Here is an 11,773-nt window from a genome sequence, read left to right on the forward strand (position 1 = left end):
ATCCTCCTTTTCACATGAGCGTAAGAAATCTCTGGCTGCTGCTGGCCATGCCTTTGTTTTTGGCTTGTTCTGGCCAAAAGAGCCCAAAAACGGATGACGTAGCAAAACTGAACCAACTGGCGGCAGAATACGTGCAACTCGGTTTAGGCATTGGCCAATATGATCCGGACTTTGTTGATGCTTATTACGGGCCAGACTCCTTAAAACCAACCGGACCCAAGCAGCCCACGTTCCCCAAAGACACCCTGCTGGTACAGGTTCATCATTTGCTTGGCCAGTTGAAGCCCTACACCACCGCAGAAACACCAGACAGCCTAAGAACGCGCGCCCACTGGATCTCTCAGCAATTGGTAGCCTTCGGGCGCCGCATCAAGATTATTTCTGGCGAGTACGCTTCCTTTGACGAAGAATCCAAGGACCTGTTTGGTGTGGTGGCTCCGCACTTCCCTGAGGGCACTTTTCCCGGCATTGTGAAGCAGTTGGACAGCCTGTTGCTAGGTTCCGGCACGGTGCAGGAGCGGTATCAGAAACTGGCCAGCAGTTTCTACCTTCCCAAAACCAAACTGGATACCGTCTTCAAAACCGCCGTGGCTGAAGCCCGCCGCCGTACGCTGCAGCATTTTCAGCTTCCGGCGCAAGAGTCCTTTGTGATTGAATATGTCACCAACAAGCCCTGGTCTGGCTACAACTGGTACAAAGGCTATCAGCAGAGCGTGATTCAAGTGAACACAGACCTTCCCAAGAGCATCAATGACGCCATTCTACTGGCCTGCCATGAAGGCTACCCGGGCCACCACGTGTACAATGCCCTGCTGGAGAAAAACCTGTACCAAGACCAAGGCGGCATTGAAATATCACTGTATCCGTTGTTCAGTCCGCAGTCGTTTATTGCCGAGGGCAGCGCCAACTACGGCGTAAGCGTGGCCTTTCCGCCCGCCGAACACCAGCGCTACGCCCGGGAAGTCTTGTTACCTTTGGCTGGCCTGGATACGACTCACCTAAGCCTCTACTACAAGGCCAGCGCCTTAATGGGCAAACTCAACTACGTGCGAAATGAGGTAGGCAGAAAACTTCTGGCCGGTACCATCACCCAGGCCCAGGCTGCGCAGCAACTGGTAGCGGAAGGCCTTTATGAAAAAGCATCGGCTGAGAAATCAGTAGACTTCATCCAAAAATACCGCAGCTACGTGATTAACTACAACTATGGCCAGGACCTGGTGAAGCAGTACATTGAGACCCAGGGCGGCACCGCCTCAGCCACAGACAAGCGCTGGCAATTGTTTGGTGAACTCCTCAGCAACCAGGTCACGCCCACCGACTTGCTCCAGAAAACAAAATAGTCTGGTACTTCTATCTACCTAATTGCTTTCCTTAAGGGAAAAGAAAGCTGCTTTGCATATCCACAACTGACTGGTGGCGGCTTTGGCTGCACATTATACTTTCATATGATCATCAATGATAGGTAAATACCAATAGCCTCTACTATAATGTTGTCATTTAGGAGATTGGAAGCAGGAAGCTTGCGTACATCGTTTTTGGTCTGTTCTCTTGAAAACAAGTCAAAAACGATGCATTAACGAATTCTCTCGTGCCTCACCTTGCTAACTCTGTATTGCAAGGGGGTATGCTATTTTCCGTTTTATTGCTTTTCAGCCAGAGAATAAACCAAAGTGAGGCCTGGTGAGACATAAATGAGCTTAACAGAAAACCCAAATTCTTTTGGATTAATAATGCTAGTTTCGGCCGACGGCTGCCGACGCCGTTTAATATAACCGTTGGTCTTTCTTAGAAGAATGAATTACATACAATATACAGGAGTTATATTTGGCGCTGTTTATGGCTTTATCTACAGGCTAATTTGCGAAAGAGAAGTAGTTGATACTATTTATAATATCTATAATATTTATACTGTCTCCTTTGTTTGGGTCTTACCAATTGTCATTGCAATTATCCCAATTGTTTTTGCTAGGAAAGAACTTCTGAATTCAAAATGGAAACAGTTCGCATTTCCCTTCCTTAGCGTTCTAATTTTTTTCATCCTTACGCTATCAAGCGGAGTTGAAGATTGGCTTTGCATTCTCATTATTTCATTTCCATTCTTAATAACAGCGGGAATAGTTGGCTTAGTTTTGGCACCTTTCATTAAGAACAGAAGCTCTAAAAAGCTTTACTCAATTATGCTTCTTCCATTTATTCTTAATCCGGTTGAGTCTCTTTTACCAAACAAGTCTGAGAAATTTCGTGTAGAAACTCAAATTGTCATCAATACCAATCAAGAAGTTGTTTGGGAAAACATTTTAGAAGTTCCAGAAATAAAGGAAGCAGAATATAATTATGGCTTACTGAACTGGATTGGCGTCCCAAGGCCTATTAAATCAAAAGTGTATACCACAGATGGCCAGAAAGTGAGGATCGGATATTTTTCAGAAGGTCTTAGGTTATATGAAAGCATCTCACAGATTGACACTCTTCATTATGTAGAGTTCAAAATCCTATTAGATAAGTCTAGATTAAGAGATTTACCTACAGATAAACATTTGCTACAAAGTGGCAATTTCTATTTTGATAAAATATATTACCGACTTCACAAAATAAATAAAGATCAGACAAAACTTACCCTTACCTGTGACTATACTCTAAACTCGAAAATGAATGGGTATGCTAACTTTTGGGCAAATACAATTATAAAAGACTTTGAAGTAAGGCTTCTAAATTCATTGAAGCATAAAATTGAAAAACAAATGTGAACAATGTGTAAAAACCATACGTTCGCCAACGGTCGGTACTCCGTTTACACCAGTTCCATAATAACTACCTTTAATAATTCCCCATCCTCCCAAAAACGACAAAGCCAGCCTTCCACCCAGAAGCTGGCTTTGTCGTTTTTGGGGTATTTTCCCGGAAAGAGACCAAAAACGGAAATGCCGCCCTCCTATCCTTCCTCAAAACCTGTTATCTTTAGGGACTCGCTTAGTTTCCAATCCCGTGAAGATAACGTCCGTCCGCTTCTATAACCTGAACTCGCTGCAGGGCGAGCACTTTATTGCCTTTCATTTGCCGCCTTTGAGTGAGAGCGGGTTGTTTGCCATAACGGGTCCCACGGGTGCGGGCAAGACCACCATTCTAGACGCCATCACGGTGGCCCTGTACGGACAAGTGCCGCGCCATGGCCGTGAGGTAGCCGAAATCATGACCCGCCACACCGGTGAGTGCTGGTCTGAAGTGGAATTTGAGGCTGAGGGTAAAAGCTATAGGGCGCGCTGGAGCCTTCGTAGAAGCCGAAGCAAGGCAGAGGGCAAGCTGCAAAGCCCCGTGATGGAACTCATTGACGCCACCACCCAGGAAGTGCTGGAGAGCCGCCTCTCTGAGACCCGCCAGCGCATCATAGACTTGTGCGGCTTGGATTTTCAGCAGTTTCTACGGTCCGTCATGCTCAGTCAGGGAGATTTTACGCGTTTCCTGAAAGCCAGCGAAAGCGAGCGCAGCGAACTCCTGGAAAAGCTAACGGATACCCGCATCTACTCTCAGATTTCGGTGGCCGCCTTTGACAAGGCAAAAGCCGAGAAGCAGAAACTACAAGACATTGAACAGCGCCTTCAGCTAGACCAGCTCTTGTCTGAAGAAGACCGCACGGCCCTGCAAAAGGAAGTGCAGCGCCTGAAGGAAGAAGCCCAACTGGCCCAGAAGCGCAGCCAACAACACCATCAGGAGCAAATCTGGTTAGAGCATCTGCTGAAACTTCAAGCCAGGGAACAAACATACACCAGCCAGGTACAAGACGCCCAGGCCAGACAAGAAGCGTGGCTGCCGCAGCAACAAAAGCTGCAGCAGCATGAACAGGTACAGCCTTTCCAAAGCGATTTGGTCCGATTCACAGAGCTCAACCGTCAGTACCAGGCGCTGGAAGAAACGGTGCAACAGTTGCAGCACCAGGTACCGGCGCAGGAACAGAAAGTAGCAGGTCAGCAGGCATTGGCCGAGGCTGCTAAGACAGCACACACCCACGCCCAGCAGGCACTCACTACCGCTGAGCCCACCTTAGACCAGGTCCTGCAGCAAGATACCCAGATAGCGGCGCAGGAGCAGCAGCTTGAGAAAGACCAGCACACCACCGCCAGCCTGCAAACCCAGGTTCAATCCCTGGCATCTACCCTGGCCAGCCAACAGCTACATGAACAAAAGCTTCTGGAAGAAGGCAAGCAGCTAAAGGCCTGGCTGGCCGCGCACGCCCTAGACAAAGAACTGGCCCAGAGCCTTCCGGAAGGTAAATCTGAGTTGAAGAACCTGGAGGAGGTTCACAGGCACAAAGCCAAGTACCAAAAAGAACAAGCTGGTTTTGCCCTGGAACTGGAAAAAGAGGCCAAAAACGGCGCCTCGGCCCAGACCCAGCTGGCCAGCACAGAACAAAAACTGACGGAGCAACAAACAGTACTCCTGCAATTACGGCAACAGGCAGAAACCGTCCTGTCGGGTCAACAGCCCGATGCCCTGGAACAACTCTGCCAAGACCTGCCTGCCCTCTGTAGCCAACTAGAAAAACAACTGGACCTTAGCAAAACGTACGTGCAGGCAGAGGAATCTAAAAAGAGCCTTCAGACTCAGGTAGACCAGCTGATACAACAAGTAAAGGAGCAACGCGCGCAGCTGGCAGGCACGTTGGCCCAGCAAGAACAAGCCCAGGACAAGCTCCAGAACCTGCAACAGATTGTAGACCTGCAGCGCAAGATCCAGGAGTATGAAGAGGCTAGAACCCAGCTGCAGCCAGAACAGCCTTGCCCTTTGTGCGGCTCACAGCATCACCCGTTTGTCACAGAACATCAACCCCAGACCCTTTCTGAGGCAGAGCAAAAAGTACAGCTACAGCTGGCGCAGGTGAAACAGTTGCAGACCCAGGAGAGAGACCAAGCGGCGGCCGTCCATAAATTAGAACTAGCCCAGGAACATACCCAGCAGCAACTAACTGGCCTAGAGCAGCAGGCACAGCGCTTGCAAGAACAGTTCTCACAGTTGAACTCTGCCTTATCCATGGCACATGATATTGCCGCAGGCGAGGCAATTGAAAAAACCTGGACGGCGCGCAAAGAAGAATTGACCAAGGCCACCGCCGCCTTACAGCAGCTTAGGGGCGTGCGCACTCAGATAGAACAGGCCAAACAGCTAGAGCTCACCCTCCTGCAGGACAAACAACGTTTTGAGCATGTTTTGGAAAATTCCGCCCAAAAACGAGGACACCTTCAAAGTCAGTTAGATAAAACGATGGAAGAGTTGCAAGACCTTTCAGAACAGGAGCAGGTGGTTTCCCAGACCTTGAAAGGATTCTTCCAGACGTACGGTGTACCGTTCACAGGCAGCAACGGCTTAGACTTGCTGGCACAATTAGAAGCCCGCAAGAACGCCTATGCCCAGAAAGATGCCGCTTTGCCAGAGCTGAGGGAAAGATACACCCAGGCCCAGGCCGAGCTGAAAGCCAGCACCGCCTCCCTGGCAGAAAAACAAGAAGACCTTCAAAAGCGCCTCGAGCAGGTTCAAATGGCTCAGAACAGCCTGCAGGAAATCAAGATGAAACGTTTTGGGTTGTTACCTGAGGGGCAGAATCCGCAGACTGAAAAGCAGCGCCTTCAACAAAACGTGCAGCACACCGCCCACGCCTGGCAGGCCGCAGAAGCCGTTTTGCACCAGGAGCAAAAGCAACTGGCCTTGCTCATCCATGAGCTGACGTCAAAGCAAAAAGACCAGGAGCGCACCCAGCAATTGTTAGCAAGCTTGGAGACAGAAATCCTCACCCAGGCCCAACCGCTAGGTTTTCAATCCCTGGCCCAGCTACAGGCCATGCTGCTCCCCGACCAAGAGGCCCGAGCCCTGCGCCAGGAGCAGGAATCTTTGCGCAAAACCCTAAACGAGCTAGCGCACGGCCTGCAACAGGTAAAAGAAGAATATAGCACAGAGAAAGAACGCCACCTCACCGAGCTGACTCTGGAAGAAATAAAACCGCTTCTGCTGGCCCTGGAGGAAGAGAAAAACCAATTGCAGGCCCAAAGAGGACAGCAGGAACTCAAGCTGCAACAAGACACACATCTTAGAGAAAAGCACCAGTTGCTCACGCAGCAGCTAGACGTGCAGAAAGGCGAAGCTGACCGTTGGGACAAACTGGCCCGCCTTATTGGGTCCGCTGATGGGAAGAAGTTCAGCAAATACGCGCAGAGCCTCACGTTGGCGCGCCTGGTAGAACTGGGTAACCGCCACCTGCACCGGCTCAACGACCGGTACCGCATTCTAAAAAGCCAGGACTTTGAACTGGAACTGCAGATCCTGGACACCTACCAGGGAGACGCCGTACGCTCCGTCAACTCCCTTTCCGGGGGCGAAAGCTTTTTGGTAAGTCTGGCCCTGGCATTGGGTTTGTCAGATTTAGCCAGTCACAAAGCTCAGATTCACTCATTGTTTATTGATGAGGGCTTCGGGACGCTGGATGCGGAGACGCTGGACATTGCCATGGACGCTTTGGAGAGCCTGCAGGCCAGCGGTAAAATGATTGGCATCATCTCGCACGTAGAGGCTTTGAAAGAACGCATCAGCACGCAGATTATAGTCCAGAAGCAGGCAGGCGGCCGAAGTGAAATCAAGGTGGTCAGCAGCGCCGGGGTTTTGATGGACTAATGCACATGCCTCAACCCTTTATTCCTTTTGCTGCTGAGGTCGTTTTTGCCGTATTTTCCAGAAAATAGGTCAAAAACGACTTCGTAAGAAAAAAGGCTAGTTGAAGAATACTTTTTAACAGAATGGCCAAGGCTACCAGATGGTTGAGCTGCCTTGGTTTTGAACCTAGCCCGTAAAAGACTAACGCCCAGAAAGAATAGAGGGAAGAGATACTCTTGCCTGCTAAAATCGTAACAGAAAAAGATTGCTACGTCATATCCCTACCCACATGAAAACCCAGCCTCGTTTTTTGTCTTCTTTCGCCTACTTTTTTTGGGTACTGCTGTTGCTGGGTTGCCAGCAGACGTCAGAAAAACAGGCCGAAGTAGCCACGGCTACAGAAGAAGGGTATGACCGGGTCATTGCCATCAAAGACGGTGACACCATTGAACTGCTCAAAGACGGCAAACCACTTCGGGTAAGGCTGTATGGCATAGACGCGCCAGAAAAGAACCAGGACTTCGGGACCCGGTCGCGGCAGTTCATCTCAGAGCTGTGCTTCGGGAAGGACGTGCGCCTGGAAGTGAAGAACCTGGACCGCTACGGCCGTACCGTGGGCATCGTTTATCTGCCAGACGGCCGCAACGTGAATTATGAGATGGTGAAAAACGGATTTGCCTGGCACTATGTCGCTTACTCCAAAGACCCGCAGTTGGGCATTCTGGAAGCCGAGGCCCGCGCCAACAAAAGAGGCCTCTGGGACTGGCCCAACCCCGTGGCCCCCTGGGAATTCAGGAACGGCAGAAAGGCGAAGAACGCCAAAACAAAAACACAAAAGAAGATACACTCCAATGACGCAGAACGGTCGGCCAGCGCTGGCGCGCCCGTTTACCTTTGTGACAGCCCCGGGGCCACCACCTATCACCTGGACAAAGACTGCCGCGCCCTTTCTACCTGCAAAAGCAAAATCATCAAAGCCACCTACACCCTCGCCGAAGAACGCAACCGCAAAGCCTGCCGCATTTGTGCCATTTAATTGATGATTGTTGATTGTCGATTGTTGTTGGGCTAAAGGCTTCCATCTCCTCTTTCCTTTCATCGTTCTATTCTCTTTTCTTCCACTAGAATTATCCTTTGGAGGATACAACAATTAACAATTAACAACCAGCAATTAAGTTAATGCTTTGATTTGAGGGTGATGATCACCACTGCGGTTACCAACAGGGCTGTGGCTACCAGGGTTTGCGCCGTAATTTCTTCGTTGGCCAGGGCCCAGCCTAAAAAGACGGCAATCACGGGGTTCACGTAGGCATAAGTAGATACCTGGGCTGGTGGGGCCACACGGGTGAGCCAGCTATAGGCGGTAAAGGCAATCAAGGACCCAAATACCACCAGGTACCCAAACGCCAACCAGGACTGTTGGCTTACCGCAGACCACTGGGTAGTTTGCCACTCGCCCGCCACCGTTCCTGCCAACAATAACAAGGCACCGCCGCACAGCATCTGCATGCCCGTGGTAAGGACTTGTGAGCTGGGCAAAGGAGCTTTGTTGGAATATAGAGAACCTAGGGCCCAGGCTCCCGCTGAAAAAAAGATGAGCACACAAGGGCCTAGGGCTATGTCTCCGGTGGATTTCCAGGGGCTTACCAGCACCAACATGCCCACAATGCCAAGGAGCATTCCCAGGAGAACCGCCTTTTTGGGTTTGTTTTTCTCCTTACCCGCCCATTGCAGGGCTACTATCCATAACGGTTCTGTGGTGACCAGCAGGGCGGCAATGCCAGAGGCTACGTGCTGCTCAGCCCAAACCACGGCTCCGTTGCCCACCAACAACAGCAGGCCGCCAATGATGAAAGTGCTTCGCCAGTGAATAGGCGCCGGCGCCGTGTCTCCCCGCAGCCTGGCAAAGGTAAACAGCAAGGCCCCGGCCAGCAGAAAGCGCAAGCCCGCCATTAAGAAGGGTGGCAGGGTATCAATGGCGAAGACAATGGCCAGGTAGGTAGAACCCCATATAATGTAAATCGCGGCAAAAGCCGCGATCTTTAGCCAGCCGGCAGGCGCTGCCGGCCCACCAGAGGTGTTTTGCTTAGACATAGAACTACTTACTCTTCGGCGTGTAAGACCAGCAGCGGAAGCGTGGTTTGGTACGTCATTTTCTCAGCCAGGCTCATGCTGAAGATGTTTTTGAAAAAGCTTCGGCGCTTCTTTAAGATGGCCAGCATGTTGCTTTGCGTGGTGCTAAGGTACTCTTTCAGGCCGGTGTCTTCTTCTTTGTGAATGATTTCTCTGAACTGCACCGGGTACCCTGCTGTCTCTTCTTGCAGGCGCGCCATATGAGCCCTTCCCTTCTCTGCGGTCGCTTCATCGGCTTCCTCGGTTACATGTACTACTTCAACTTCGGCCTGAAATAGCGAGGCAAGGGCTACTACCTGCCGCATGGCCCTGGCATCTTCGGGCTGGAAATCTGAGGCGTACACAATACGGTGAATCTCGGGGAACCTGGCGTTGGCCGGAATAGCCAGCACCGGACATTTTACCTGGCTCATGACGCTTTCAGTGTTGCTGCCAATCAGGATTTCCTCCAGGGTATTGCCGCCGCCGGTGGTGCCCATCACCACAAAATCAAAATCTTCTTCCTTGGTAAGGCGCTCAATGGCGTCTGCCAGAAACGCTTCCTGCACGCGGTAGTCAATGGCCATGGCCCCGGCGTTAGGCAGGGTTTGCAAATGCAGTGCCATGGCATGGAGCTTATCTGCACTGTAGCGGCGCTGCTCATCCAGCATCTGGCTGGCGACCATGGCAGACTCTGTGGTGTCTAACATGGGAAGGTGCAACACATGCAGCAAGGTGAGCGAAGCGTTGGTGCGCTGGGCTATCTGCAACGCGTACTCGGCGGCTTTGGTAGAAGGCTTGGAGAAGTCTACCGGACAAAGGATTTTTTTCATAGCGTTAGGAACGTTCAACTAGCTAGCTTTACGCATAGTTCTTCTCTCCGAAACGTGAAAACCGCACTTATGTTAATGACAGGAGCTAAATCTTAAGTTTATGCCCTCACAGTTCGTCCAACCAACGCTCAGCGTCTTGCACGTTGTCAAAGAAATTAAGCGGAAAATCTGTTCGTTGGGCAATCTTGGACAGGTGCACCTCTACATCTTCTTTTTGGTACACCTCTGCCGCCTGGTGTATGCCCGCCTCCACCATGACGCGGTGTACATGCATGGTCAAGGCTTCTAAACTCTGGGAAATGTAGCTTACCTGACTTAGGTCTGCCAGCAGCGTGAAACCGGGCTGCACCAATTCTAGCGCGTCTTCCCAGTCCCGGATGAAGTCTGGCACCTGATCTGGGTTTGACAGAGTCTCCTTGGCATTGAAATACACTCTGTTCTTACATGAGTCAACAGAGAGTTCGTACAAGGGCGTATTGGTGACGGGAACCATACCGGTAGACAATAAAGTTTGGTGCTACTTTCTGACCAAGGCTATAAGAAAGGAATAATTCAATTCGCTAGCCACCTAAAGATAGGAGATTCAGGCCATATACGATACCTCACCTTCCTTAAAACGATATTTTTTTATAGTGCGCTTTCATTTCGTCCCAGGTCCAGTATTGCTTAGCCGAAACCCCTGCAAAGCTCTCCCTTAAAAAGGCAAGGACGCTGTTCTGGAACGCTTCCAATGGAATGGAAGAAGCATACATCCTTCTTTCTGTGGGGTTGGCGTACTGTTCTGCCTTCCGGAGCTGCTGATTCTCCAAGCGAAGAAGAGGGCCCGTATCCGTGGGGCTGGGAGCGTGCCAGGTAAAACCAGAAGTTTCCAGAGTATTTAAGCGGGCTGCCAATTTTCTCAAATCAGGTCGGGGCAAGGTGGGCCGGGTAGCCAGATCCACCCAAGTGGTGTACTTGCATTCCAGTTCGTAGCGCTGGCCAGCGTAGCAGCTGAGCACCAGGTCAAACCCCGTCGTTAAGCTGAACAAGGCGTAGTAATGCACCGGAACCGGCGTATCTATGACCACCAAGCCCAGTTCTGGATAGGGATGCACGCTGGTTGCTGGTTCTCTTACCTGCTGGTAGTGCTGCACTACCTGGGCGTATTCTGGCAGCCAGATCGCCTTGAACCGCTCTGGATGCACCAACACTTCGGTAAACGCCTCAAGAAAATAATGGAACTTGGGAATAGATGCGATGACCTCGTTTTCCTCTAACGCATCTGCCCCGAACGGCGGGTAGAAAAGGGCTTTTTCCTGGGCGTTCACCCAGCAGACCACCTTCAGGGCGGTGTCTGCCTCTGCAATGCTCAAGTCCAGTTCCCTGAAATCCCCGATTACGGCAATCTGCCGCAAGGTTTCTTCCTGTTCCAGCGTCAAATCAGGGTGCAGCAGGGCCCAAACACCCACCAGTGCATCAATATCGAAATGATTAGCCGTGACATAGTGGTAATTTTGCAGGGCTGGCCATGCTTGTTTGAGCGCCTGTAGCACCATGCCGGCACTGGTGTCTTCGCGCAGAAGGACCGGCGTGGCGGCTCCCCGCCAATGGGACAACACCAGTCCGTTGGGGTGAAAACTGTCTACTACCACGGCGGGCGTATGCTTTAATTCTGGAAAGGGAAGGTAACGGAACTCCATGTGAGCAGGATAAATTTCTTTGGATCTTGCCCAGACCCATGCTGCAATACTACAGAATCCGGAAGAAACCAGACGGTCGTTCTTTTCCGTTTTTGGCCAGTTTCCCAGAAAATAGCCAAAAAACGATGCCCACTAGCGCCTCCTGCGTCCTCTGCCCCGCCGGTTGGTGATTTTGTCTAGCCGCTTGTTCTTCACCCAAGACAGGTATTTTTGCAGCCCTTCAGACGCCCGCAAGGCACGCACACTGTTGTAAAGGACGGCCAGTTCTTTGTTGGTGTAGGTAAGGTGCACGGTACTGTGGCAGGGCTGGCACAGCGGTACGGTGGGCCCGTGAGCGCCGCCTTCCTCCCGGGGCACCAAATGATGTAGCGTAGTGAAGCCCACCTCCCGTTCACACAAGCCGCAGACGGGGTCTGCACTCTCCTGGATTTGTTTTTTACGTTTCGCCACGCCTGAACTTGTCTCCTGCTTTTACAACAATTGCCTACTCCCAGATCTTTGTTACTCCACCAC

The 11,773-nt window shown here is 51.1% G+C and carries 9 protein-coding genes; 4 read left to right on the forward strand and 5 right to left on the reverse strand.

What is annotated here, in order from left to right:
- Window positions 1–14 precede the first annotated feature (14 nt).
- From GU926_RS06075 to GU926_RS06090, 4 genes are all read left to right on the forward strand, one after another.
- A complete protein-coding gene (locus tag GU926_RS06075; RefSeq protein WP_232058448.1) occupies window positions 15–1,340 on the forward strand; it encodes a hypothetical protein in 1,326 nt (441 codons plus the stop codon).
- Between the two features lie 453 nt (window positions 1,341–1,793).
- Window positions 1,794–2,747 (forward strand): hypothetical protein, encoded by a 954-nt coding sequence (locus GU926_RS06080; protein WP_160690002.1) that lies wholly within the window; start codon window positions 1,794–1,796, stop codon window positions 2,745–2,747.
- Window positions 2,748–2,985: 238 nt separating this feature from the next.
- Window positions 2,986–6,657: an AAA family ATPase gene (locus GU926_RS06085; RefSeq protein ID WP_160690004.1), complete on the forward strand. Its 3,672-nt coding sequence runs from the start codon at window positions 2,986–2,988 to the stop codon at window positions 6,655–6,657.
- A gap of 268 nt (window positions 6,658–6,925) precedes the next feature.
- Window positions 6,926–7,672 carry a thermonuclease family protein gene (locus GU926_RS06090; protein ID WP_160690006.1) on the forward strand — a complete coding sequence of 249 codons (747 nt, stop codon included), beginning with the start codon at window positions 6,926–6,928 and terminating at the stop codon, window positions 7,670–7,672.
- Window positions 7,673–7,812: 140 nt separating this feature from the next.
- Here GU926_RS06090 and GU926_RS06095 read toward each other — a convergent pair whose 3' ends face one another.
- The 5 genes from GU926_RS06095 to GU926_RS06115 form a co-directional block, all read right to left on the reverse strand.
- A complete protein-coding gene (locus GU926_RS06095) occupies window positions 7,813–8,730 on the reverse strand; it encodes an EamA family transporter (RefSeq protein ID WP_160690008.1) in 918 nt (305 codons plus the stop codon).
- A gap of 8 nt (window positions 8,731–8,738) precedes the next feature.
- On the reverse strand, window positions 8,739–9,581 hold the full coding sequence (locus GU926_RS06100; RefSeq protein ID WP_160690010.1) for a universal stress protein: 843 nt from the start codon (window positions 9,579–9,581) through the stop codon (window positions 8,739–8,741).
- A 106-nt stretch (window positions 9,582–9,687) separates the two neighbouring features.
- A complete protein-coding gene (locus GU926_RS06105) occupies window positions 9,688–10,074 on the reverse strand; it encodes a hypothetical protein (protein WP_160690012.1) in 387 nt (128 codons plus the stop codon).
- A gap of 118 nt (window positions 10,075–10,192) precedes the next feature.
- Entirely contained in the window at window positions 10,193–11,260 is a 1,068-nt protein-coding gene (locus tag GU926_RS06110) for a DUF6687 family protein (protein ID WP_160690014.1), read from the reverse strand.
- A 132-nt stretch (window positions 11,261–11,392) separates the two neighbouring features.
- A complete protein-coding gene (locus GU926_RS06115; protein WP_160690016.1) occupies window positions 11,393–11,710 on the reverse strand; it encodes an HNH endonuclease in 318 nt (105 codons plus the stop codon).
- Between the last annotated feature and the right edge of the window lie 63 nt (window positions 11,711–11,773).

It is taken from the genome of Nibribacter ruber (assembly GCF_009913235.1).
Lineage (GTDB): Bacteria > Bacteroidota > Bacteroidia > Cytophagales > Hymenobacteraceae > Nibribacter > Nibribacter ruber.

Excerpts from the sequence above, each read along its gene's own strand:
- GU926_RS06095 (WP_160690008.1), bottom strand. The coding sequence starts at position 8,730 with ATGTCTAAGCAAAACACCTCTGGTGGGCCGGCAGCGCCTGCCGGCTGG.
- GU926_RS06075 (WP_232058448.1), top strand. The coding sequence starts at position 15 with ATGAGCGTAAGAAATCTCTGGCTGCTGCTGGCCATGCCTTTGTTTTTG.
- GU926_RS06105 (WP_160690012.1), bottom strand. The coding sequence starts at position 10,074 with ATGGTTCCCGTCACCAATACGCCCTTGTACGAACTCTCTGTTGACTCA.
- GU926_RS06090 (WP_160690006.1), top strand. The coding sequence starts at position 6,926 with ATGAAAACCCAGCCTCGTTTTTTGTCTTCTTTCGCCTACTTTTTTTGG.
- GU926_RS06080 (WP_160690002.1), top strand. The coding sequence starts at position 1,794 with ATGAATTACATACAATATACAGGAGTTATATTTGGCGCTGTTTATGGC.
- GU926_RS06100 (WP_160690010.1), bottom strand. The coding sequence starts at position 9,581 with ATGAAAAAAATCCTTTGTCCGGTAGACTTCTCCAAGCCTTCTACCAAA.
- GU926_RS06110 (WP_160690014.1), bottom strand. The coding sequence starts at position 11,260 with ATGGAGTTCCGTTACCTTCCCTTTCCAGAATTAAAGCATACGCCCGCC.